General features: G+C 65.3%; 20 protein-coding genes. 11 read left to right on the top strand and 9 right to left on the bottom strand.

The annotated features are described in order from the left end of the window. Positions 1-50: 50 nt before the first annotated feature. On the bottom strand, positions 51-1,505 hold the full coding sequence (locus tag AC1DT6_RS05415; RefSeq protein WP_441628680.1) for a M81 family metallopeptidase: 1,455 nt from the start codon (positions 1,503-1,505) through the stop codon (positions 51-53). Between the two features lie 340 nt (positions 1,506-1,845). Between AC1DT6_RS05415 and AC1DT6_RS05410 the strand changes: the two genes are divergently transcribed. Next, entirely contained in the window at positions 1,846-2,586 is a 741-nt protein-coding gene (locus AC1DT6_RS05410; RefSeq protein ID WP_441628678.1) for a helix-turn-helix domain-containing protein, read from the top strand. Between the two features lie 309 nt (positions 2,587-2,895). Beyond that, positions 2,896-4,107 carry an HD-GYP domain-containing protein gene (locus AC1DT6_RS05405; RefSeq protein WP_441628676.1) on the top strand — a complete coding sequence of 404 codons (1,212 nt, stop codon included), beginning with the start codon at positions 2,896-2,898 and terminating at the stop codon, positions 4,105-4,107. A gap of 45 nt (positions 4,108-4,152) precedes the next feature. On the opposite strand, the gene AC1DT6_RS05400 is transcribed toward AC1DT6_RS05405, so the two are convergent. Continuing rightward, positions 4,153-5,793, bottom strand: a complete 1,641-nt coding sequence (locus AC1DT6_RS05400; protein ID WP_441628674.1) for an acyl-CoA dehydrogenase family protein — start codon at positions 5,791-5,793, stop codon at positions 4,153-4,155. A 109-nt stretch (positions 5,794-5,902) separates the two neighbouring features. Here AC1DT6_RS05400 and AC1DT6_RS05395 point away from each other — a divergent pair, with 109 nt between their 5' ends. Next, entirely contained in the window at positions 5,903-6,586 is a 684-nt protein-coding gene (locus AC1DT6_RS05395) for a TetR/AcrR family transcriptional regulator (protein ID WP_441628672.1), read from the top strand. Between the two features lie 153 nt (positions 6,587-6,739). Here the strand turns inward: AC1DT6_RS05395 and AC1DT6_RS05390 are convergent, their stop codons facing one another. The 5 genes from AC1DT6_RS05390 to AC1DT6_RS05370 form a co-directional block, all read right to left on the bottom strand. Then, positions 6,740-7,534, bottom strand: coding sequence for a peptidylprolyl isomerase (locus AC1DT6_RS05390; RefSeq protein ID WP_035867754.1), 795 nt, complete (start codon positions 7,532-7,534; stop codon positions 6,740-6,742). 4 nt (positions 7,535-7,538) lie between these two features. Then, a complete protein-coding gene (locus AC1DT6_RS05385) occupies positions 7,539-7,853 on the bottom strand; it encodes a BolA family protein (RefSeq protein WP_045236318.1) in 315 nt (104 codons plus the stop codon). 87 nt (positions 7,854-7,940) lie between these two features. After that, a complete protein-coding gene (locus AC1DT6_RS05380; protein WP_035867747.1) occupies positions 7,941-8,480 on the bottom strand; it encodes a septation protein A in 540 nt (179 codons plus the stop codon). A gap of 70 nt (positions 8,481-8,550) precedes the next feature. Next, positions 8,551-8,997, bottom strand: coding sequence for a peptide-methionine (R)-S-oxide reductase MsrB (msrB, locus tag AC1DT6_RS05375; protein WP_035867745.1), 447 nt, complete (start codon positions 8,995-8,997; stop codon positions 8,551-8,553). Between the two features lie 102 nt (positions 8,998-9,099). Then, positions 9,100-10,662, bottom strand: a complete 1,563-nt coding sequence (locus AC1DT6_RS05370; protein ID WP_441628710.1) for a protein adenylyltransferase SelO — start codon at positions 10,660-10,662, stop codon at positions 9,100-9,102. Positions 10,663-11,057: 395 nt separating this feature from the next. Between AC1DT6_RS05370 and AC1DT6_RS05365 the strand changes: the two genes are divergently transcribed. From AC1DT6_RS05365 to AC1DT6_RS05340, 6 genes are all read left to right on the top strand, one after another. Continuing rightward, the gene (locus AC1DT6_RS05365) at positions 11,058-12,683 is read left to right on the top strand and encodes a 3-(methylthio)propionyl-CoA ligase (RefSeq protein ID WP_441628669.1); all 1,626 of its coding nucleotides are present in this window, start codon (positions 11,058-11,060) and stop codon (positions 12,681-12,683) included. A gap of 149 nt (positions 12,684-12,832) precedes the next feature. After that, positions 12,833-14,071: a branched-chain amino acid ABC transporter substrate-binding protein gene (locus AC1DT6_RS05360; RefSeq protein ID WP_477101681.1), complete on the top strand. Its 1,239-nt coding sequence runs from the start codon at positions 12,833-12,835 to the stop codon at positions 14,069-14,071. A 178-nt stretch (positions 14,072-14,249) separates the two neighbouring features. Further along, positions 14,250-15,197 carry a branched-chain amino acid ABC transporter permease gene (locus AC1DT6_RS05355; RefSeq protein WP_441628665.1) on the top strand — a complete coding sequence of 316 codons (948 nt, stop codon included), beginning with the start codon at positions 14,250-14,252 and terminating at the stop codon, positions 15,195-15,197. Between the two features lie 4 nt (positions 15,198-15,201). Further along, positions 15,202-16,515, top strand: a complete 1,314-nt coding sequence (locus AC1DT6_RS05350; protein WP_441628663.1) for a branched-chain amino acid ABC transporter permease — start codon at positions 15,202-15,204, stop codon at positions 16,513-16,515. Next, on the top strand, positions 16,512-17,285 hold the full coding sequence (locus AC1DT6_RS05345) for an ABC transporter ATP-binding protein (RefSeq protein ID WP_035867733.1): 774 nt from the start codon (positions 16,512-16,514) through the stop codon (positions 17,283-17,285). Before AC1DT6_RS05350 ends, AC1DT6_RS05345 begins: the two co-directional genes overlap by 4 nt. Beyond that, positions 17,285-17,998 (top strand): ABC transporter ATP-binding protein, encoded by a 714-nt coding sequence (locus AC1DT6_RS05340; protein WP_477114539.1) that lies wholly within the window; start codon positions 17,285-17,287, stop codon positions 17,996-17,998. Before AC1DT6_RS05345 ends, AC1DT6_RS05340 begins: the two co-directional genes overlap by 1 nt. A 131-nt stretch (positions 17,999-18,129) precedes the next feature. Here AC1DT6_RS05340 and AC1DT6_RS05335 read toward each other — a convergent pair whose 3' ends face one another. Then, the gene (locus AC1DT6_RS05335; protein ID WP_441628708.1) at positions 18,130-19,503 is read right to left on the bottom strand and encodes an esterase-like activity of phytase family protein; all 1,374 of its coding nucleotides are present in this window, start codon (positions 19,501-19,503) and stop codon (positions 18,130-18,132) included. Positions 19,504-19,839: 336 nt separating this feature from the next. Here AC1DT6_RS05335 and AC1DT6_RS05330 point away from each other — a divergent pair, with 336 nt between their 5' ends. Then, positions 19,840-20,745 (top strand): amino acid ABC transporter substrate-binding protein, encoded by a 906-nt coding sequence (locus AC1DT6_RS05330; protein ID WP_441628658.1) that lies wholly within the window; start codon positions 19,840-19,842, stop codon positions 20,743-20,745. Positions 20,746-20,785: 40 nt separating this feature from the next. Beyond that, positions 20,786-21,754 (top strand): threo-3-hydroxy-L-aspartate ammonia-lyase, encoded by a 969-nt coding sequence (locus tag AC1DT6_RS05325; RefSeq protein ID WP_441628656.1) that lies wholly within the window; start codon positions 20,786-20,788, stop codon positions 21,752-21,754. Positions 21,755-21,819: 65 nt separating this feature from the next. Here the strand turns inward: AC1DT6_RS05325 and AC1DT6_RS05320 are convergent, their stop codons facing one another. Continuing rightward, positions 21,820-23,358: an amino acid permease gene (locus tag AC1DT6_RS05320; RefSeq protein WP_477114538.1), complete on the bottom strand. Its 1,539-nt coding sequence runs from the start codon at positions 23,356-23,358 to the stop codon at positions 21,820-21,822. Positions 23,359-23,724: the final 366 nt, after the last annotated feature.

Raw genomic sequence — 23,724 nt, 5'->3', positions numbered from 1 at the left:
CTCCTTTGTCGTCGTTATCGTCGTTATCGTTGTAGACAGGCGGGCGGTGCTCAGGCCGCGGCGCTGTCGAGCGGCCACTTGGGACGGCGAACCTTGCGGTAGGGCAGCGTTGTGAGATCGAGCGTCACGGCACCGGGGGCGCCCGCGTAGATCACGTGCTTCGCCACCTTCGAGAACGACGCGTAGAAATGCTGCGAGGACTTGACCACGATGATCTTCTTGCGGGCAAGGTCGCATCCCAGCTGTGTGAAGAGGTCCGTGCCCATCGCCTGGTTGCGCAGCGTGATCAGCACGATGTCGATGCCGTTGGCTTCCACCAGCGCGCAGTCGCCCATCTGTACCGGGGTGTTCGACAAGCCGGTCATGACCATGTCGGCTTGCAGCGCCTTGACCGTGCAGTCCAGGTCCAGCGGATCGCCCGAGAGAGGGCTGATCTTGCCGCCGATTCGCATCGCCAGCCGCGCGCCGACGCCGGCGTCGAAGGCGATGCGCGCCGCGATCGGGTCCCACATCGGGCCGATCGCCGCGTTGCCGATGCCGCGCTCGATCATGCGGCGCAGGATGAAGGTGGAGTCGCTTGCCGCGCCGCCGCCCGGGTTGTCGGCGCCATCGGCCAGCACCACGGGTCCGCCGTCGAAGGCCAGCGCCTCGTCGAGCGCGGTGTCGATGTCCGGGTAGGGCACCGTGAGCGCCTCGCGCATGCCGATCAACTCATCGGCCAGCTGGCGGGCCAGCGCATCGGCCCTGGCCTGGTCGCCATCGGTGTAGACCAGCACCTTGGTGCCCATGCCCGGCACGTCGCCCCAGGAGAAGCCGTGCGCTATGGAGACCGACAGCACGCCGTCCCGGCCTTCCAGCGACTGGATGCGGTCCACGAAGCCGCGCGCGGGCTCGCGCGAGGTATGGACGGTGACGATCATCTCGCAGTCGACCACCGACGCCACCGGCCGGACCTTGCCTTCCACCTTGGCCGCGCACAGGTCGACCAGTTCCAGCGCGCGCTCCAGCACGTCGGTGTGCGGGTATTCCTTGAAGGCGATCAGCAGGTCGGCGTGCGCCACCATCTCCGGCGTCAGGTGGCTGTGCGGATCCAGCTCCGCGCCGATCACCACGCCGGGCCCGACCATGGCCCGCACGCGCTGCAGAAGGTCGCCCTCGCAGTCGTCGTAGCCCTCGGCCACCATCGCGCCGTGCAGGCCGAGCAGCACCATGTCCACCGGCAGTGCCGCGCGCAGGTCGGCCAGCAGTTCGTCGCGCAGGGTTTCGTAGGCATGGCGGGTGGTGGTGCCGCTGGGCTGCGCGCCGGCCACCATGCCTTCGGACAACTGCCAGCCGCGCTCCTTGCCACGCAGCCGGGCGGCCCACAGCGGGCCGGAGAAGAAGGTCATCTGGCCGGGATGCTGGCCGGCGGGGAAGTAGCCGCGGTCCCGGAAGGAAGCGAGGCCCGTCGGCATCGGCGCGAAGGTGTTGGTTTCGGTGGCGAGGGAGGCACTGAAGACACGCACGGTGGTGAACTCCTGGTTGGGCGGTTGGAGGACAGATGCGATTCAGGTCGATGCTGCAGCGCGGGCCCGTTCTCGGGTAAGCCCGGACGAGGCGGGAAGCGCGGGCGCCAGCGCGGCGCAGGTTTTGCCCCAGCGCCGCCAGTGTCCGGATGCCATGGCCGCCCTGGCCCGCGACCCGGATGACAGGACGCGAGTGCTTTGGAATGCGAGTGAGTGTATTCAAGAATTTGCGAATATGCAAATTGCGAATACGCAAATTTTCCACTAGAGTGAGCAGCATGGGATGTACCCGGCGGTGCCGTCTGATAGCATCCGGCCCAACGGAAAAAAGGACGCAGGCTTGAAAACACATATCGCCCCGGGGCGCGGCAGCGACGACAGCGACGAGTCTGGCGACGACTCGCGCACGCTCGACCGCGAGACCTTTGGCAAGCGTCTGCGCACGGCGCGCAAGGCCTTCGGCTGGACGCTCGCGCACCTCGCCGAACTCTCCGGTGTTTCCATCACCACCATCTCGCGCGCGGAACGCGGGCAACTTGCATTGGGCTACGAGAATTTTGCCGCGCTGGGCAAGGCGCTGCAGATGGATATGGGCTCGATGTTCGCCGGCGCGGGCGTGAAGACGTCGCCGTTCCAGGGGCCCGTCGTGACGCGGGCCGGCGAGGGCGTGACCTACCGGGGCTCTTCGTTTTCCTATGAGTTTCTTGGCACCGAGGCGGTGGGCAAGCAGATGAGCCCGGTGATCGGCACCGTGCATGCGCGCCGCATCGAAGGCCCCGAGGACTTCGCCCGCCATCCCGGCGAGGAATTTGTCTACGTGCTCACCGGCGAGGTCGAGGTGCATTTCGACAACGGCGAGAAGGTGCACCTGGCGCGCGGCGACGCGCTGTACTTCGATGCCCGCATGGGCCATGCCTACGTCAGCGTAAGCCGGCAGCTCGCCAGGGTGGTGGGCGTGACCACCAGCGAAAGCAGCTTCATGAAGTCAGCCCAGGCCGGGGAGGCGGAGGCCGCGCCAGCGCGTGTCGTCAGGCGGCCCCGGGGGAAGGCCGCTGCCGGCAAGGGGCAGGGCAAGGGCTGAGGTGCCCGCGTCAGCGCCGGCTCCGTGGAGCCGCGCGGCTTCGCCCCGGATCCATCCACCGTAATCCCTGCTGCCCTGTGAGGCTTATGTTCGGCCTCGCCGCGCCCGGGCCGGAAGCGTCGTGCGTCGATGCGCCGGTTTCCCGGCTAAGTCCGTTCCTGGAAACTACCGATTGTGGGCAAAATCATAGCCATCCCGCATGGCGGGGCTGGCGTTGGCGGCACGGAAAGAATCCGTCAGCCCTAAAGTATTCCGGCTTGCTGCCGTTAAGCGACCACGCCTTATTCAATCTGTACGCGAGGAGCTGGCATGCTGAAGCGGATCAAGACCCGGCAGCTTCAAGTTGGAATGTTCGTGGCCAGGGTGGGCGGGCCATGGATTGAGCATCCCTTCTGGCGGTCGCGGTTCCTGGTGAACAGCCAGGAACAGATCGACCAGATGATTGCCTCCAAGGTCGAGGAGGTATGGATCGACCTGCTCAAGGGCAAAGGCATTCCGCCGCCCGTGCAGCTGGCGGCAACCGGATCGCTGAGCGTGAAACCCGTGGCCGACGAGCCGGCCAGCGCCGTGCCGCAATCGGCGGTATCGCTGGAGGTGGAGTTCGGGCTCGCGCGGGAAGTCATGAAGAACGGCAAGGCGGTGGTCGGCTCGATGTTCACCGACGCCCGCATGGGCCGCGCGCTCGAAGTGGAGGGCGCCCTGATGCTGGTCGACTCCGTATCGAATTCGCTGACGCGCCATTCGCAGGCCCTGATCGCGCTGGCGCGGCTCAAGGTCCGGGACGACTACACCTATCTGCATTCCTTCGCGGTCTGCGCGTTGATGATCGCGCTCGGACGTACCCTCGGGCTGGACAATGGCGAGGTGCAGCAACTCGGCCTGGCGGGCCTGGTGCACGATATCGGCAAGATTTCCATTCCCACCCAGGTACTGCACAAGCGTGGCGACATGACCGCCGCGGAGATGGCCATGGTGCAGCGCCATCCGTCCGTCGGCTATCGCATCCTCAACGAGGCCAGGCTCTACAGCAATATCCCGCTCGATGTCTGCGTGCACCATCACGAACGGATCGACGGGCGCGGCTATCCGTTCGGCCTGCATGGGCATGAGATCAGCGTGCACGCCAAGATCGCGGCGGTGTGCGACACCTATGACTCGCTGACCTCCAGCCGCCCGGGGCACCAGGCCTGGACGCCGGCGCGGGCGCTCGAATACATGGCGGTGCGGGTCGATACCTTGTTCGACCGCACCGTGTTCCAGGCTTTCACCAGGTCGATCGGCATCTATCCGCTGGGCACGGTGCTGCGCTTGCGCTCCGGACGGCTGGCGGTGGTGTTTGCACAGAACGACAACGAGCCGCTGCGCCCGCGGGTCAAGGTGTTCTACTCGCTGAGCGAGGCCGCGCAGGTGGGCCCCGAAACACTGGACCTGAGCGAGGCGGAAGACACCATCGTGAGCTTCGAGGACCCGGCGCAATGGGGCTTCCGCGACGAACAACTGCTGGAACTCTGCGCAGCCTGACCGGCGATCCATCCTGCGAGGCGCATCTTGTCCGCAAGGACAGCGTCAGGCGGCCCAGGCCTGTTCGAGGATGCGCGCGGCATCGCCACCGCCCGCGCTGATGCCCATGACGGCACCCCATTCCGGGTCGAAGCGGCTGGCCAGGAAGGCGCCGGCGGTGGCCGCATCGGCATGCTGGAGCATCAGGCAGGCCTGGGCGGTCAGCACCAGCCGCGCGGTGGTGCGGCGGGCCTCGGCCTGCTGCTCTTCCTCGGGCAGGCGCAGCGCCGCGCGCAATGCCGCCACGCTGGCCTGGATGCGCGGCTCGCCCGCGCCCACGACGCTCATCTGGTCCAGCACGCGCAGGTAATCCTCTGGGTTGCGGCCGATGGCGCGCAGCACGTCCAGGCACATCACGTTGCCCGAGCCTTCCCAGATCGAGTTGACGGGCGCTTCGCGGAACAGCCGGCCCATCGGGCCTTCCTCCACATAGCCGTTGCCGCCGAAAACTTCCATTGCCTCGCCGGTCATTTCAACCGCGCGCTTGCAGATCCAGAACTTGGAGGCGGGCGTGAGGATGCGGCGCCATGCGAGACGGGCGGGATCGCCGGTGGCTTCGAAGGCGGTGGCCAGGTCCATCGCCAGCAGCATCGCGGCTTCCGCCTCCAGCGCCATGTCGGCCAGCAGCCTGACCATCAGCGGCTGGCGGATCAGCGGCTTGCCGAAGGCGCTGCGGTGGCGCGCATAGTGCAGGCACTGCACCAGCGCCTGGCGCAGGAAGCCCGCGCTGGAGAGTGCGCAGTTCAGGCGGCTGTAGGTGGCCATCTCCAGGATGGTGGGAATGCCGCGGCCCTCGTCGCCCACCATGATGCCCCAGGCTTCACGGAATTCCACTTCGCTGCTGGCGTTGGAACGGTTGCCCACCTTGTCCTTCAGGCGCTGGATCTCGATGGGGTTCTTGCTGCCGTCGGGCCGCCAGCGCGGCACGAAGAAGCAGGAGGAGCCGGCTTCGGTATTGGCCAGTACCAGGTGGGCATCCGACATCGGCGAGGAGAAGAACCACTTGTGGCCAGTGATCAGGTACTCGGCGCCGCGTCCCTCGCCGCGGCCGGGTACCGCGCGGGTGGTATTGGCGCGCACGTCGGAGCCGCCTTGCTTCTCCGTCATGCCCATGCCTACGTTGATCGACGGCTTTTGCTCGATGGGGATGTCGCGCGGATCGTAGGCCGGGGTCAGCAGCTTGCCGCCGAGCTGCGCGAACAGGTCCGGCTCCTTGCGCAGCACGGGGATGCAGGCCTGGGTCATGTTGGTGGGGCAGAGCGAGCCGGACTCGATCTGGCAGTGCATGTAAAGCGAGGCTGCATACGAGGCCCAGGCGGACGGGCGCGTATCGGCGAAGGGCAGGTTGGCCAGGCCGCTCCTGCGCGCGATGGTCATCATCGCGTGCCAGCCGGGGTGGAAGCGGACCTGGTCGATGCGCTCGCCGATGCGCGAGTGCGTATGCAGCTCGGGGTGGTGGCGGTTGGCATCCTCGGCGTGGCGGATGGTTGCCTCGGCGCCGAGTACCGCGCCCTGGCGTTCAAGCTCGGCTTCGTTCCAGGCCGCGCCGGCGCGTTCCACGGCACGCCGGATGCCGGGGTCGCTGGTGTAGAGGTTGTAGTCCTTGAGTTCGGGGACCTGGTTGGTGATGGCATGGGTGGCGTTCATTGCGGGCTGTCTCCTTGGGCCGGACTGGCAGGGCTCGCTGCCGCCCGTTAGATTCGAAAGGTCATTCTAGATACAATGCCCAGCCTGCATGTTCGGCTTTCGGAGCACCATGAACCCACAGCAGAAAGGCCCGGAAAAACCTCGCCGCAAGCCGGTGCAGTCGCGCTCGTGGCAGACCTCGCTGGCCATTCAGGAGGCCTTTGTTCGGCTTTTGGCCGGGCAGGATTACGGGCAAGTGACGATTCGCGCCATCGTCGACCTGGCCGGGGTGGGGCTGGGTACCTTCTATGAGTACTTCGGCAGCAAGGAAGAATTGGCCCGTGTTTGCCTGCATCTGCGTGCCAAGCGCATCGTGCAGTCCATGGACGAATGCCTGGCGCAACGCCGGGGCGAGCCCATCGCAGTGATCGTGGACGCGCTGATTGCCGTCAATGTCGGGCACCACCGGGAGACGCCGGAGCGGTGGGGGCCGGTCTACCTGCTGGAGCGGCACTATTCGGGGCGCGCGGCGTATCGAAAGATGTATGGGAGGTTCGTGGTGCTGTGGAGCCGGGCGCTGCAAAGCGCCGCCGACGCGCCGCCAGCCCCGGTGATCGAGGAGGCCTCGGTGACGCTGCAGGCCATCGTCTACGGCCTGATCTCGCATGCCTGCATCGACGAAGGGGAGGAAATCGATTTTCCGCGGCTGATGCGGCGGCTGCGGGGGGCTGCGCATGGGTATCTGGGTACGCTGGGCGAGCCGCCCGAGGTACTGAACGAAGCAGGCAAGACGCGCCAAAACCGTCTGAAATGACGACGGCTGTCACTCCCTCTCCCCCGGCTTGCTCTCCCACAAGTGGGAGAGGGGAGCAAACATGCGGTTGAAGTAAGCCGCAGCCGCGGGCCACAAAAACAAAACCGGCGCCATCGGCGCCGGTTTCGTCTTACTGCCAGGGCTGAATCCAGCTTACTGGATCTTGGCCTTTTCCTTGAGCGACTTCATCATCGCCTGGAACTGCTCGCGCTGCCAGTTCTGGTCGCCCATCAGCATCTGCACCAGCTGCGGCTTGACTTCTTCGAAGGTCGGGATCTTGGCGTCGCGCACGTCGTCGAGCTGGATGATGTGCCAGCCGAACTGGGTCTTGACCGGGGTCTCGGTCATCTGGCCCTTCTTCAGCCCCGTCATGGCGGCGGAGAATTCCGGCACGTAGCTGCTGCTGTTGGCCCAGTCAAGATCGCCGCCGTTGGCCGCGGAGCCCGGGTCCTTGGACGAGGCCTTGGCCAGGTCTTCGAACTTGGCGCCGGCCTTGATCTTGGCGATGATGGCGCGCGCGTCGGCTTCTTTTTCCACCAGGATGTGGCGGGCGTGGTATTCCTTGCCGCTGCCGAACTGGGACTTGATCTTGTCGTATTGCTTGCGCAGTTCTTCGTCGCTGGCGCCGTGGGTCTTGACGTAGTCTTCGAAGACGGCACCGGCCAGCACATTGAGCTTGGCCTGTTCCAGTTGTTCCTGCAGGTCATCGCGCTGGGTCAGGCCGCGCTTGTTGGCTTCCTGCAGCAGCAGCTCACGGTCGATCAGCATGGTGCGGGCACGGTCGCGCAGTTCTGCGCTGGGAGGCTGTCCGGTGCCGGCTATCAGCTTGTCCAGCTTGGCCGAGGGGATCGCCTTGCCATTCACGACGGCGGCGTTCTGGGCGAGGGCGGGCAAGCTGCCAGCGGCAAGCACAGCCGCCAGGCTGAACGAGAGGACTGTGGTCTTCATGGAATCAGGTCTGAGAGTTGCTCGAGGAATCGCGGGAGGTTTCGCGGGATTCAAGTTCTTGGTCGGTCAGCGCCGTCACTGCCAGCGCATGGATTTGCGTGGGGAACAGATCGCGCAGCGCATCATACACCATGCGGTGGCGTGCCACCCTGGTGCTGCCGGCAAATTGCCCGCTGACGATGGTCACGTGATAGTGCCCGCCGCCGGAGGCGGCGCCGGCATGGCCGGCGTGCAGCGCGCTGTCGTCGCGCACCTCTACGCGGGAGGGAGAAAGGGCTGCGCGCAGCAGGGCTTCGATTTGTGCGGGTTCTGCGGCCATCGGCGTTTGTGCTTGTCCTGGTGGGAGTCCGGCCGGGGCCGGACGGTCAGTCTTGGAAGGCGCGGCGGGAACGGCCCGCCGGGGCGCTTACTCGGAGGTGTTTTCCTGCATGTGGCGCGACAGCCAGACGCTTTGCGCCAGGATGAACACCAGCATCAGGCCCATGCTGCCGAACAGCTTGAAATTGACCCAGGCATCGGTGGAGAACTGGTACGCCACGTAGAGGTTGACCACGCCCATCACGGCGAAGAAGGCGGCCCAGGCGGCGTTGAGCTTGCCCCAGGCGGCTTCCGGCATGGTCACCTGCTTGCCCAGCATGGCGCGGATCAGGTTCTTGCGCCAGATCAGCGCCGACAGCGTCAGCGTGGCGGCAAACAGCCAGTACAGCACGGTGGGCTTCCACTTGATGAAGGTCTCGTTGTGCAGCAGCAGCGTGGCGCCGCCGAACACCGAGATGATCACCAGGCTGACCCACTGCATCGGCTCGACCTTGCGGTGGCGCAGCCAGACCCAGCCGATCTGCACCACGGTGGCGGCGATGGCCACTCCGGTGGCGGCGTAGATGCCCGCGAACTTGAAGGCGACGAAGAACAGGATGACCGGAAACAGGTCGAACAGGAATTTCATGCGGACTGGATTGAGCGACGCAAGGTCGAGGACAGGGTTGGCGGCGAACCGCCGCGCGGGCGGTTCGGGCTTAGCGCGGCGTGTCGGGCGATGTCGGCGCGGCGTCACCCGCATCGAAGTCGGCGGGGTCGCGCTCATCGAATTTTAGCGCAGCCGAGTTGATGCAGTAGCGCAGACCGGTGGGCGCAGGGCCATCTTCGAAAACATGGCCGAGATGGCTGCCGCATTCCTTGCAGCGGACTTCCACCCGTACCATGCCGTGGGTGCGGTCGGTGTGCTCATCGATCACCTCGCCGTTGATGGGGCGGAAGTAGCTGGGCCAGCCGCAACCGGCGTCGAACTTGGTGCTGGCTTCGAACAGCGGCGTGCCGCAGCCGACGCAGCGGTAGGTGCCGCGCTCCCAGTGGTCCCAGTAGCGGCCGGTGAAGGGCCTTTCGGTGGCCGCCTCGCGGGCAACGCGGTATTCGATGTCGGAGAGTTGCTCGCGCCACTCGGCTTCGGTCTTTTGCGTGGTCATATCCGGCTTTCCTTTCTGGTTGGCTGGGAAACGATCGCTTTTCGTCACCCACGGCCAGTTGGTCGTATCTCGACTGCCAATCCTTACAGCGTGGCCGCGTGCTTATGACGAACAGCTCACTTCCAGCCCCGCGGCCCAGTCCGGCGGCAACGCGGCATAGCCTTCCGCTTCGGGCTGCTCGTCGAAAGGGCGCGACAGCACAGCCAGCAGGCGGTCAACCTCGCTGAAATCGTTCTCGCGAGCACGGCGGATGGCGGTTTCGGCCAGGTGGTTGCGCAGTACGTACTTGGGGTTGACCGCCAGCATGGCCACCGCCCGCGCGGCGTCGACGGAGTTCTCGGCACGCAGCCGTGCGCGGTACTTGTCGGCCCAGGCATCCCATGCCGCGCGATCCAGGAACAGGTCGCGCACCGGCGCATCCTGGCTGCCATCGACGGAAGAGATGCGGGCGAGATTGCGCCAGAACAAGGTGTAGTCCACGCGCTGTGTGTGGAGCAACTGGAACAGGTCGGTCAGCAGCGGTTCGTCGTCCTCGTCGCCGGCGCCCGTTGGACGCAGGCCCAGCTTGTCGCGGTATTGCCGGAAAAAGGCCGCGGCATAGCGCTCGCGGAACGGATCGAGCGCGGCGCGCGCGGCTTGCACCGCGGCATCGGTGGCGGCCTTGCCGGCTTCGCCTTCGTCCTTGCCATCGCCCTCGCGCCACAGCGGCATCAGCGCCTGGGCCAGGCAATGGAGGTTCCAGAACGCAACCTGCGGCTGCTGGCTGTAGGCGTAGCGGCCCTGCGTGTCCGTGTGGTTGCAGATGTGGTTGGCGTCGAAGGCATCGAGGAAGCCGAAGGGGCCGTAGTCGATGGTCAGGCCGAGAATCGACATATTGTCGGTATTCATCACGCCGTGGCAGAAGCCTACCGCCTGCCAATGCGCCATCAGGTCCGCGGTGCGCAGCGAGACTTCGCGCAGCAACGCCTGGTACGGCTGCTTGTCCTCGCGGCATTCCGGCATGAAGCGGTTGATGACGAAGTCCGCGAGCTGGCGCAGCGCGCCGATATCCTCGCGCGCGGCGAAATGCTCGAAATGGCCGAAACGGATGAAGGAGGGCGCCAGCCGTGTCACCACGGAGGCGGTCTCGATGGTTTCGCGTCGCACAGGAGCGTCCGAGCCGACGATGCACATGGCGCGGGTGGTGGGCACGCCCAGCGCGAACATGGCTTCCGAGCACAGGTATTCACGGATCGAGGAGCGCAGCACGGCGCGGCCGTCTGCCATGCGCGAGTAGGGCGTCATGCCCGCGCCCTTGAGCTGGATTTCCCAGGGGCCGCCGGCGGTGCGCGCTTCCGCCAGGCGGATCGCGCGCCCGTCGCCCAGCTGGCCGGCCCAGACGCCGAACTGGTGGCCGGAATAGACGCTGGCAAGAGGATCCGCCCACTCGGGTACGTGATTTCCTGCAAAAATTTCGATGAAGCTACGCTGTGTTGCATCATCCGCGTTCCAGCCCAGCAGGCCGGCGGCCGCCGGCGATACGCTTACCAGCCGTGGGGAGGGTAGCGGCGTCGGGGCAAGCCGGGTAAAGAAGCGCGCTCCCAGGTCGGCAAAGCCGGGCACGGTCGTGAACGGCGGGACGGCCGCAGCCGCGTCCAGTTGGGCGGGGCTGGCGGCTTCAGGCAAGGCGCGGGGGGCGCCGGTTGGCTCGGGAGAGTTCACTGAGGCATCACTGTGGGTGGCTGGGCACTGCAGCGCCAGCATGTCGAATTTCTCGCAAGTGCGCTTGCAGGCTAGGGAAAACGACATGTTGAGGTGCAACATGGCAGGCGGTATTGTACTTCCACGCCGTCGTTCGCATCTCTGACCGCCGTTGCCACCACAATGTTTCCGGTTATTCCTTAAGTCCCGTCCCCGACGCACCGCGATGGGGCCGGAGTGCAGCAACCCAGCCTTCCGGATATGGCGCTGCACAAAGGATTCCCGTTGACGTTTCATCAATGGATGGCAACAATCGGCCAAAAAATAGAACGGTTGTTCGTTTTTCTAACGAATCTCAAAAAATTTCAGGAGACTATTCCATGGCATTGATGGGTCAAATGATGAGCGAACCCCTGCTCATTTCCTCCATCATCAAGCACGCCGCCCGCCACTATGGCGGCACGGAAATCGTCTCGCGACGGACCGAAGGCGATCTGCACCGCTATACCTATCGCGACTGCGAGCTGCGTGCCCGCAAACTGGCCCAGGCCATTGCCGCGCTGGGCGTGCAGTCGGGCGACCGTGTCGGCACGCTGGCCTGGAATGGCTATCGCCACCTGGAGATCTACTACGCGGTGTCGGGTTCGGGGGCGGTATGCCATACCGTCAACCCGCGCCTGTTCCCTGAGCAGGTCGCCTACATCATCAATCACGCCGAGGACCAGTACGTCTTCTTCGATGCCACCTTCCTGCCGCTGGTGGAAGGCGTGGCGGCGCATTGCCCGGGCGTGAAGGGCTGGGTGATGATGAGCGACCGCGCGCATATGCCGGCCGACGCCAAGGTGCCGCTGCTGTGCTACGAAGACCTGATCGACGCGCAGGACGGCAACTACGCCTGGCCGCAGTTCGACGAGAACACAGCGTCCAGCCTGTGCTACACCTCCGGCACCACCGGCAACCCCAAGGGCGCGCTGTATTCGCACCGTTCCACCGTGTTGCATTCCTACGCATCCGCGCTGCCGGATGCGCTGGGGTGCTCGGCGCGCGACGTGATCCTGCCCGTGGTGCCGATGTTCCACGTCAACGCGTGGGGCCTGCCGTATTCGGTGCCGCTGGTCGGGGCCAAGCTGGTGCTGCCGGGCGCCAAGCTCGACGGCGCCTCACTCTACGAATTGTTCGAGCTGGAGAAGGTGACCTTCTCGGCCGGCGTGCCCACGGTGTGGCTGGGCTTGCTGCAGTACGTGCAGGCCAACAAGCTCAAGTTCTCCACGTTCCATCGCACCGTGATCGGTGGCTCGGCGGCGCCGCCGGCCATGATCCGCACGCTCAAGGAACTGGGCGTGGAAACCATCCACGCCTGGGGCATGACCGAGATGTCGCCGCTGGGCACGTCGTGCAGCCTGCTGGCTAGCCACGACGGCCTGCCGGAAGACGAGCGGCAGAAGATCCAGGAAAAGCAGGGCCGCGTGATCTACGGCGTGGACATGAAGATTGTCGACGGCGACGGCAACGAACTGCCCTGGGACGGCAAGGCCTTCGGCGACCTGCACGTGCGCGGTCCCTGGGTGATCGAGCACTACTACCGCAACGACGCTTCGCCGCTGGTGGATGGCTGGTTCCCCACGGGCGACGTGGCCACCATCGATCCCGACGGCTATATGCAGATCACCGACCGCAGCAAGGACGTGATCAAGTCCGGCGGCGAGTGGATCTCCTCGATCGATATCGAGAACGTGGCAGCCGCCCATCCCGCGGTGCATATGGCGGCCTGTATCTCCTGCTATCACCCCAAATGGGATGAGCGCCCGCTGCTGGTCGTGATGAAGCGGCCCGGTGCCGAGGTGACGCGCGAGGAGTTGCTCAAATACTTCGAAGGCAAGGTCGCCAAATGGTGGATCCCCGACGATGTGGCTTTTGTTACCGAGATTCCGCTGACCGCCACCGGCAAGATGCAGAAACTCAAGCTGCGCGAGCAATTCAAGGACTACCGCCTGCCGGCGGCCTGACCCCAAGCGAAGGCGGCCACAGAGCCGCCAATCCTTGCCGGCCATACGGCCGGCGCCTGCACGAAGGTTCGAGGCGCGCCGAGGTTTCGGGAGAGGGCGCCGCCGCGAACCGGAAATTACAGCCAACAATAAAACCGAAGGAGACAAGCATGATCAGATTGCGTCCGCTCGTGGCCGCCACGGCCATTTTCGCGGCAATGGGTTCCGGGGTCGCGGCTGCCGATACGGTGAAGATCGCCTTTATCGATCCGCTGTCCGGCCTGATGGCGCCGGTGGGCCAGAACCAGCTCAAGAGCTGGCAGTTCGTCGCGGACATCGCCAACCAGAAAAACTGGGGTGGCGGGCACAAGTTTGAAGTGGTTGGCTTCGACAACAAGCTCTCGCCGCAGGAAAGCCTGACCATCCTCAAGCAGGCGGTGGACCAGGGCATCCGCTACATCGTGCAGGGCAATGGCTCCTCGGTGGGCCTGGCGCTGGAAGACGCGGTGGCCAAGCACAACGAGCGTAATCCGGGCAAGGAGATCGTCTACCTGAACTACGCCGCGGTGGACCCGGACATGACCAACAGCAAGTGCAACTACTGGCACTTCCGCCTGGACGCCAACTCCGACATGAAGATGGAAGCGCTGACCACTTACCTGGCCAAGGATCCCGGCGTCAAGAAGGTCTACCTGATCAACCAGAACTACTCCTTCGGCCACCAGGTGGCGCGCGCCGCCAAGGACTACCTGAAGCGCAAGCGTCCGGACATCCAGATCGTCGGCGACGACCTGCACCCGCTGGCCCAGGTCAAGGACTTTGCCCCGTACGCGGCCAAGATCAAGGCCTCCGGCGCCGACACCGTGATCACCGGCAACTGGGGCAGCGACCTGGCCCTGCTGATCAAGGCCGGCAAGGACGCGGGCCTGACCACCAACTACTACACCTACTACGGCGCCACCACCGGCGTGCCGACCGCCATGGGGCCGTCGGAAGCCGGACGTGTCAAGTACGTCGGCTACTACAACCCCAACAACAAGGGCTTCAAGGGCGGCGATGTCATCGAAGGCTTCAAGAAGAAGTACAACGACGACTTCTACGTGATGGCCGCCTATACCGGCATCGCCATGCTGGGCAAGGCGTTCACGGATGCCAAGTCGACCGATCCGGTCAAGGTGGCCAAGGTGCTCGAAGGGATGAAGGCCGACAGCCTGAACGGTACGGTGGAGATGCGCGGTTCGGACCACCAGGCCCAGCAGTCGCTGGTGGTGGCTACCTGGACCAAGGTCGACGGCAAGGAGATCAAGTTCGACCAGGAAAACACCGGCTTTGGCTGGAAGACCGATGCGCTGATGGACCAGTATGTGGCAGCGCAGCCGACTTCCTGCCAGATGAAGCGCCCGGGCTAAGCCTGCGCTTGGCGGGCAGCGCGGCCAGGTCCGGCGCGCCGGCCCGATCCTGCATACTTCGGTCGGCCCGGGGCGACGTCTGTCGCCGCGGGCGGGTGACGCGCACCCGCGTGCATCCGTTTCCAGACCGGCCAGCGGCAGCCAGCAGGCTGACCGGTGCCAGATTGAAGGATATGTTGTGGAATTCTTCGTCATCTCTCTATTGAACGGCGTCAGCTACGGGCTGCTGCTATTCATGCTCTCTTCCGGGCTTACGCTGATCTTCAGCATGATGGGCGTGCTGAACTTCGCGCACGCCAGTTTCTACATGCTGGGCGCCTATTTCGCCTACACCATCGCCAGCAAGATCGGCTTCTGGCCCGCGCTGATCTTCGCGCCGCTGCTGGTGGCCGGCGCCGGGGCGCTGGTGGAGCGTTTCGGGCTGCGTGCCGTGCACAAATACGGACACGTGGCCGAGCTGCTGTTCACCTTCGGCCTGGCCTACCTGATCGAGGAAGGGGTCAAGCTGGTATGGGGCCTTGCCGCCGTGCCTTACCGCATTCCGGCCGAACTGGATGGCCCGCTGTTTACCGTATTCACCTCCTCCTTCCCCAAATACCGCGCCTTCATGATGCTGGTGTCGCTGGCCATGCTGGTGGCGATCTACCTGGTGCTCACCCGCACCCGCATCGGGCTGATGATCCAGGCCGCGCTGACCCATCCCGAGATGGTCGAGGCGCTTGGCCACAATGTGCCGCGCGTGTTCATGATGGTGTTTGGCGGCGGCGCCGCGCTGGCGGGGCTGGCAGGCGTGATCGGGGGCAATGCCTTCATCACCGAGCCGTCGATGGCGGCGGCCGTGGGGTCGATCGTTTTCGTGGTGGCGGTGGTGGGCGGCATGGGGTCACTGGTGGGGGCGTTCATTGCCTCGCTGCTGATCGGCGTGCTGCAAACCTTCGCCGTCACGCTCGATGCCTCGCTGGCAGGCTTGCTGGGCTCGATCGGCCTGCAGATTACCGACAGCACGCCGCTGTCTTCGCTATGGAAGCTCACGGTGGCGCAGGTGGCCCCGGTCCTGCCGTATTTGTTGCTGGTGGTGATGCTGATTTTCCGCCCGCGTGGTTTGATGGGTACGAGGGAGGGCTGACAGCATGGAGACGACAATGCAACAACGCCGCGAGGCGGTCGTGACCGGCCGCACCATGCGCTACCGCCCGTTGAACCTGGCGCGCTGGATCATCTGGGGCCTGACTGCGTTCCTGATGCTGGTGATGCCGCTGTTTTTCTCCGGCGGCTTCGCCATCACGCTGATGTCGCAGATGGGCATCATGATTATTTTCGCGCTGTCCTACAACATGCTGCTCGGGCAGACCGGCATGCTGTCGTTCGGCCATGCGGTCTATGCGGGCCTGGGCGCGTTTATTGCCATCCATGTGCTCAACATGGTGGGCGCGGGCAAGGTGTGGCTGCCGGTGTCGCTGCTTCCGGTGGTGGGCGGCCTGGCCGGCGCCTTCTTCGGCGTGCTGTTTGGCTACGTCACCACCAAGAAATCCGGCACCACCTTCGCCATGATCACCATGGGCATCGGCGAGATGGTGTTCGCCAGTTCGCTGATGTTCCCCGATTTCTTCGGCGGCGAAGGCGGCATTTCCACCAACCGCATGGTGGGCGATCCGGTGTTCGGCATCACCTACGGGCCGGGACGGCAGGTGTACTACCTGATCGCGGTGTGGTGCCTGCTGTCGATGGTGGCGATGTACGCCTGGACGCAGACGCCGCTCGGCCGCATCGCCAACGCGGTGCGCGACAACCCGGAGCGGGTCGAGTTCATCGGCTATAACACCCAGCGCGTGCGCTACCTGGTGCTGATCCTGTCTGCCTTCTTCGCCGGTATTTCAGGCGCGCTGTCGGCCATCAACTTCGAGATCGTGTCGGCGGAAAACGTCAGCGCGGTACGCTCGGGCGGGGTGCTGCTAGCCGCCTTCATCGGTGGCGCGGGCGTGTTCTTCGGGCCGGTGATCGGCGCCGTGGTGTTCATCCTGTTCGCGGTGGCGCTGTCGGACCTGACCAAGGCGTGGCTGCTGTACCTTGGCCTGTTCTTCGTGCTGATGGTCATGTTCGTGCCGGGCGGTATCGCCAGCCTGCTGATGATGCAGGTGCCGCTGCTCGCGCGCGGCAAGCTGCGCCGCATGCTGCCGGATTATGGCCGCGCCGCGGCCGCCGGGCTGGTGCTGCTGGCCGCGGTGATCCTTACCGTGGAACTGATCTACAAGGTGCAGGTGGATAGCGCGAATGGCACCGCGATGACGCTGTTCCGTATCGGCTTCGACGCCGGCACCGTCACGCCGTGGCTGGTGGCGGCCGCACTGTGGGTGGCCGGCCTGCTGGCCTGCCGCGCCGCGCGGACGCGGGTGCGCGCCACCTGGGACAAGGTACAAGCCGAAATGGCGGGAGGTACGGCATGAGCGCCGCGCTGGAATTGAACGATGTGCGCAAGAAGTTCGGCCAGACCGAAATCATCCGGGGTGTCAACCTGACCATCCCCAAGGGGGAGCGCCATGCGCTGATCGGCCCCAATGGGGCCGGCAAGTCGACCACTTTCAACCTGATCTCCGGCCGTTTCGCGCCCAGTTCGGGCACGGTCAGGCTAAACGGGCAGGAGATCGGCGGGCTGCAACCCTTCGTGATCAATCGCATGGGGCTGTCGCGCAGCTTCCAGATCACCAATATCTTTCACCGGCTGTCGGTGTTCGAGAACCTGCGCTGCGCGGTGCTCTGGTCGCTGGGCTACAAGTACTCGTTCTGGCATCGCCTGTCGGAGTTGCGCGACGCGCGCGAGCGCGCCGAGGAAGTGCTGGAGCTGATCGGCCTGCATCACCGCCGCAATACCCAGGCCAGCCTGCTCACCTATGCCGAGCAGCGCGCGCTGGAGATCGGCATCACCATCGCCGGCGGCGCGGAAGTGATCCTGCTGGACGAACCCACCGCCGGCATGAGCCGTTCGGAGTCCGACCACGCGGTGGAGCTGATCCGCCGTGTCACCGTGGGCAAGACGCTGGTGATGGTGGAGCACGATATGAGCGTGGTATTCGGCCTGGCCGACCGCATCTCCGTGCTGGTCTACGGCGAAGTCATCGCCACCGACACCCCCGAGGCCATCCGCGCCAACCGCAAGGTCAAGGAAGCCTACCTGGGTACCACCCTCGACGAACCCGCCACCGAAGGAGCGCACTGATGGGCAAGCGCATGCTGGACGTGCAGGGACTGCACGCCTACTACRGCAAGAGCCATATCCTCCACGGGGTCGATGCGCATATCGACGAAGGCGAAATCGTCGCGCTGCTGGGCCGCAACGGGGTGGGACGCTCGACCATGGCCAAGGCCATCCTCGGCATGGTCAAGGCGGAGGGTTCGGTGCGCTTTCGCGACGAGGAGATCCTCGGGCGGCGCACTTTCGAGATCGCCCACCTCGGCATCGGCTATGTGCCGGAAAACCGCGATATCTTCCCCACGCTGACGGTGCGCCAGAACCTGCTGCTGGGCGAAAAGCGCAATCCGCGCCAGTCCAAGCCCCGCTGGACGGTGCAGGACATGTACAACATGTTCCCGCGCCTGAAGGAACGAGAGAACACGGCCGCCGGCGTGCTCTCCGGCGGCGAGCAGCAGATGCTCACGCTTTGCCGCACGCTGATGGGCGACCCCGACCTGGTGCTGATCGACGAGCCCACCGAAGGGCTGGCCCCGATGATCGTCACGCTGGTGGGCGACTACCTGAAGGTGCTGAAGGAGCGTGGCGTGTCGGTGCTGCTGATCGAGCAGAAGCTGGCCATCGCGCTGGATATTTCCCAGCGGGTCTACGTGATGGGGCACGGGCACATTGTGTTCGAAGGCTCGCCGCAGGATCTCAAGGCGAATGCGGCCATTCGCAAGGAATGGCTGGAGGTGTAGGGCGGTTGGTGCCCGGTGTTCGATATGACGCGGGACATTGGTAAAACAGCCAGCATGCGCTGGCTGATTTACCATTTGGCGATCGTTCGCTTCGCCATCGGCTGGAAGCAACGGCGCCGCCTCGCCGACGCTTATTTCGCCTTCAGAAACTCCCCGACCTCCAGCAACACCAACTCATTGTCGTCCGCCTTGTCAGGCTCTCGGCTGCTGGAAAACGGCAGGTTGTTGTCGTTGCCAACCACGATATGGGTGGGGTCCACCACGTCTACGTTCTCGATCGTGAAGAACGGGAACTTGAGCACGCCGTCGTTGAGCGGCTTGCGGGCCAGCTTGTCGGGGTCGGCGATATTGAGCAGGTCGATATAGCCGATCTTGCGCACCGGCCCGCCGGCGTTGGCATCGGTCAGCTCAACCTTGTAGATGCGCTTGAACCTGGCGATGTCGGAGAAGCAGTCGCTGCGCTTCTGGCCTTCGGGGCAGGCCTTGTCGGCCGTGCCTTCGCCGTTGTCGCGTTCGATGATCAGGCCCGTGGTGGCGTCGATCATGTTGAAGTCGCCGATGGCGTTGCCGTTGGCTTCCAGCGGGTACTTCCACGAGCGGCCCGTCCATTTGCCGGCCTGGGTGTCGAACTCCAGCACGCGCAGGGTTTCCTTGCCGTCGGTGCGTTCGAAGTCCTTGGCCTGGGCGTTCCAGACCGGGCCTTCAAGCAGCGCATAGAGCTTGCTGCCGTCGGGCGACGAGGCCATGCCTTCGAAGCCCTTGGAGCGCTTGACCTGGAAATCCACCGCGCCACCCGGCACGCCGGGCGTGGTTACGGCAGGGTGGTCGGGGGAGCGCACGGGCTTGCCGTCGACCAGCGTGTCGTACACGGCCAGCACCTTGCCTTGCAGGTCGGCCTTGATCAGGAAGGGGCCGAATTCGTCGCCGATCCACAGCGCGCCGCCGGCGAACTGGAAGCTCTCGGTGTCGAAGTCCGATCCCGTCAGGTAGCGCTGTTTGGTCCCTTCGTGGACGATGCGGAAGGGTACCTTCTTGTCCGGATCGTGGAGGAACACGGTGCCGAGGCGCCGAAGCTTGCCGCTCTTGAAGTCCACCTTGTAGTGGTTCAGGTAGAGCATGAAGTCGGGCGAGTTGGCCTTGCTGCCGGCGCCATTGTCGGTCAGCACCCAGAAGCTGCCGTCAGCCATGTGCTTGATGCCGGAATGCCCTTGCAGCGGCTGGCCCCTGAAGGGCACGGAGACACCCGTGGGCCGGTTGTTCGACTGGCCTTCCACGCTGCCCAGCTTTTCCACGCGCGCGCCGGTGGTGAATTTGCCGCTCGCCTGCAGGTCCTGCGGCGCATCCTTGGGCGCGGCAATGAAGTTCTCGGCCGGCAGGATGGCATGGCCGGCCAGGGTGGCGGGGTAGGCGGGCGCGGCGGCCGTCTGTGCCACGGCGGGCAGGGCCCATGCGGCAGCGGTGATGGTGATTACAGCAGTGACGGTCGCGGACGGAAGCATGCGCATGTAGGTGAACAATCGAGTCGAAAGACCACTACGATGCATGGTCAGCGTGACGGCGGCATGAAAGGAGTGTGACGGGAGCATGACAGGCAAGTGTCTCGAAATGTCTCGAACTGACAACGGCCGCACCGGCCAGGAAAGGTTCGACCCGGCTGAGGCTTGGCCATGACGCAGCTCCCGCATGCCAGGTGCCACGCAGGAGCAAGCGCGCGGCTACTTGCCGGCTTGCTCGGAAAAGCGATTAGCTTATGAGGCGGGCGGGCATGCACTTATAAAAAAGATATTGTTTGGCCGGAGCGCTGTGCGCAATACGCTACGCGCTTTTCCTGAACGCCTGCCATGTCCTCTCCTTCCGCATTGACAACACGCGCCTTCGCCGCGCTGCTAGCCCTCGCTACGTTCACGGCCCCCCTGGCCGCGAATGCCCAGAGCCCGATACTGGAGCAGATCCGTGAATCGGGCACGATCACAATGGGTTATCGCGAGGGCGCGCTACCGTTCTCTTTCTCCGACATCAAGGGGCAGCCTTCGGGCTACGCCGTGGACCTGTGCCTGCGCGTGGCCGAGGCCGCGCGCCAGAAGCTCGGCTTGAAGGACCTGAAGGTGCGCTGGCTGCCGCTGACGGCGCAGAGCCGCGTGCCCGCCGTGATGAACGGCCTGGTGACAGTCGACTGCGCGCCCAATACCAATACGGTCGAGCGCCAGAAGCAGGTGGCCTTCAGCGTAGCCCACTATGTGTCGGTGGTACGCATGCTGGTACGCTCCGATTCGGGCATTCAGTCCTTCGACGACCTGCGTGGCAAGGTGGTCGTCACCAGCGCGGGCTCCACCGGCGACCGCCACGTGCGCCGGCTGAAGCCCCAGTACGCATTCAACGACGTGTATGCGAAGGATCATAACGAGTCCTTCCTGTTGCTGGAGACCGGCCGCGCCCAGGCGTTCGTGCTGGATGATGTGGTCCTGTACGGCCTGCGCGCGAATTCGAAGGCCCCGTCTCAGTACACCGTTGCCGGACCGGCGCTGTCCATCGAGCGTAATGCGCTGATGCTGCCGAAATCCGATCCCGAGTGGAAGCAACTGGTCGACCAGACGCTGACATCGGTCTTCGCCGGCCCCGAGGTGGTCGCATTGCAGAAGCGCTGGTTCCAGCAGCCCATCGGCGCACGCGGCATCAACCTCGCACTGACGCCGTCTCCCGAAGTGCTGGCCGCCTGGAAGCAGCCCACCGATCAGGCAGCGGAGTGAGGCCGGTGTCCTGTCCAACTGCGATGCGGGGAGCCGGCCGATGAGCGAAGTCCTGCCGACCTACGACGATGTGGTGGCCGCCGCGAGCCGGCTGGCCGGGCACGCATGGCGCACGCCGGTACTGCGCTCGCCGGCGATGGATGCCTGGGTGGGGGCCGAACTGTTCTTCAAGTGCGAGAACCTGCAGCGCACCGGCGCCTTCAAGTTTCGTGGCGCATTCAATGCCCTGGCGCGATTCGATGCCGTGCAGCGCCGCCGTGGCGCGATCGCGTTCTCCGGCGGCAACCACGCGCAAGGCATCGCGCTCGCCGGGCAGGTGCTTGGCATTCCGGTGACGGTGGTGATGCCGCGCGACGCGCCGGCGTCCAAGGTGGAGGCGACCCGCGCCTGCGGTGCGCAGGTGGTCCTGTACGACCGCCAGGTGGACGACCGCGAAGCGATCACGCAGCGCTTGTCGGAGGAGCGCGGACTGACCCTGATCCCGCCATACGACCATGCCGATGTCATCGCCGGACAGGGCACGGTCACGCGCGAACTGATCGAGGAAACCGGACCGCTCGATGCGTTGCTCGTTTGCCAGGGTGGTGGCGGCCTGCTCGCTGGTGCCGCGCTCGTGACGGAGCGGCTCTCGCCCGGCTGCCGGCTGTACGGCGTCGAGCCCGAGACCGGCAATCATGGGCAGCAGTCGCTTCGCCGCGGCGCCATCGTGCATATCGATCCGCCCGATACGATCGCCGACGGGGCGCGCGCACAGCATCTCGGCGCGCTGACGTTCGCCCTGATTCGCCGCCGCGTGACCGACATCGTCGCCGTGCCGGACCTTGCGCTGATCGAATGCATGCGCATGTTCGCGCAGGCCATGAAGCTGGTGGTCGAGCCGACCGGCTGCCTTGGCCTTGCGGCGGCGCGTCATGCGGGATTGCCGGTGCAGGGCAAGCGTGTCGGCATCGTGGTCAGCGGCGGCAATGTCGACCTGCCGCGCTATGCGGAATTGCTGTCGGCACGTTGAAGGGACACGCCGGATGACCAGGAAGCCTGGCCGGTCCCCGGGCGTGGCACGCCCGGGGTGCGTGGCTAGCGCATCAGCGGGCTGCCCGCTTCTTGCGCGAGCGGCGAGGCCGTGGCCTGGTCGGCCGCCCGCTTGCAGTTGAACGGCATGTCTTCATAGTCGATCAGCCGGGTTTTCCGTACCAGCCGGTAGCCGAGCCAGAGCAACAGGAACAGCGGCACGCCAATATAGGTGCCGACAATCTCCATCCAGCGCCCGCGCACGTCGGTGAAGGCCTGGTAGTTCTGGCCCAGCACGATCACCACGCACAGCACGATGGCAAAGATCGGGCCGAAGGGATAGAGCGGCGAGCGGTAGGCCAGGTCGGACGCCTTGAAGCCCTGGTGCACCAGCCCGCGGCGGAAGCGGTAGTGGCTGACAGCGATGCCGAGCCAGGCGATAAAGCCGGTCATGCCGGACGTGTTGAGCAGCCACAGGTAAACCGCCTTGTCGCCAAACAGCGAGCTGAGGAAGCACAGGGCGCCGATGGCGGTGGTGGCGAACAGGGCGTTGTAGGGCACGCCGCTGGCCGAGAGCCGGGCGAGCGCCCGTGGCGCGCGGCCGCTGACGGCCAGGCCGTACAGGATCCGCGTGGAGGCGTACATGCTGGAGGTGCCGGCGGAGAGCAGCGCGGTCAGCACCACGGCGTTCATCAGCCCGGCGGCGAAGGCCAGGCCGGCGTGGCGGAACACCAGCGCGAAGGGGCTGACGCCGATGTCGGTGACGTCGTTGCGCAGCAGGCTGGGGTCGGTGTAGGGGATCAGCACGCCGATGATGAGGATCGCCAGCACATAGAACAGCAGGATGCRCCAAAAGGTCTGGCGGATGGCGCGCGGGATGGTGCGTGCCGGGTCGGCGGCTTCGCCGGCGGCGACGCCGACGGTTTCCGTGCCCTGGAAGGAGAACCCTGCGATCATGGCCACGCCGAACATGGCGGGGATGCCGCCGACGAATGGGGCATCGCCAAGCGTGAAGTTCTGCCAGCCGGATTGCGGGCCGCCCTGCATGATGCCGAAGATCATCATCAGCCCCGCCGCCAGGAAGATCAGGATCGTGGCCACCTTGATCAGCGCGAACCAGTATTCGGCCTCGCCGAAGCCGCGTACCGAGAACGCGTTCAGGCCGAACATCAGCAGCAGGAAGCCCGCACTCCAGACCACGCCGGAGACATGCGGGAACCAGTACTGCATCACCAGTTGCGCCGCCACGAGTTCCACGGCAATGGTCACGGCCAGGCTGAACCAGTAGCTCCAGCCGAGGGCGAAGCCGAAGCCTTCCTCCACATAGAGCGCGCTGTAGGTGACAAAGGAGCCGGCCACCGGCATATGCACGGCGAGTTCGCCCAGGCTGGTCATCAGGCAATACACCATCAGGCCGATCAGGCAATACATCAGCAGCGCGCCGCCGGGTCCCGCCTGGGAGATCGACGCGCCGGAGGCCACGAACAGCCCGGTGCCGACCGCGCCGCCAATGGCGATCATGGTCAGGTGGCGGGCTTTGAGTTTGCGCTGCAGGTCGTCGTGCTCGACGACGGGGTGCTGGTGAGGATGAGGATGGGAAGACATCAGGGTCACTGGAACTTCGGCGGGCGGGGCCGCGGCTTCGGCACGGGCGACACCTCGTGGGGCGCCCGAGCGGGCAAAGGGCGCGAGTTTACCGGGTTATCCGGGTAAATCCGAGGGTTATGGCGGTTTATGTCAGGAAAGTCGCCTACTGTGACTAGAGGCATTCCTCGGGATCAGGGGAATGTGCTGCATGGGGCATGGCGGTCCGGATTTACCCTAGCTTTCCGGGTGCCTTTCCCAGCTTGAATGCACGCCGGTGAGCTCGCCCATGAACCGGGCGCATGGCGCCACCGGACGGGCCCCAAAATGAAATTGAACGACCGTGCTATTTTGTGTATGCTTGTCCCGCTTGCACCGGCGGCACCA

The sequence above is a fragment of the Cupriavidus sp. 01L45 genome (assembly GCF_056399885.1).
This window is presented reverse-complemented; position numbering and strand designations above follow the sequence as displayed.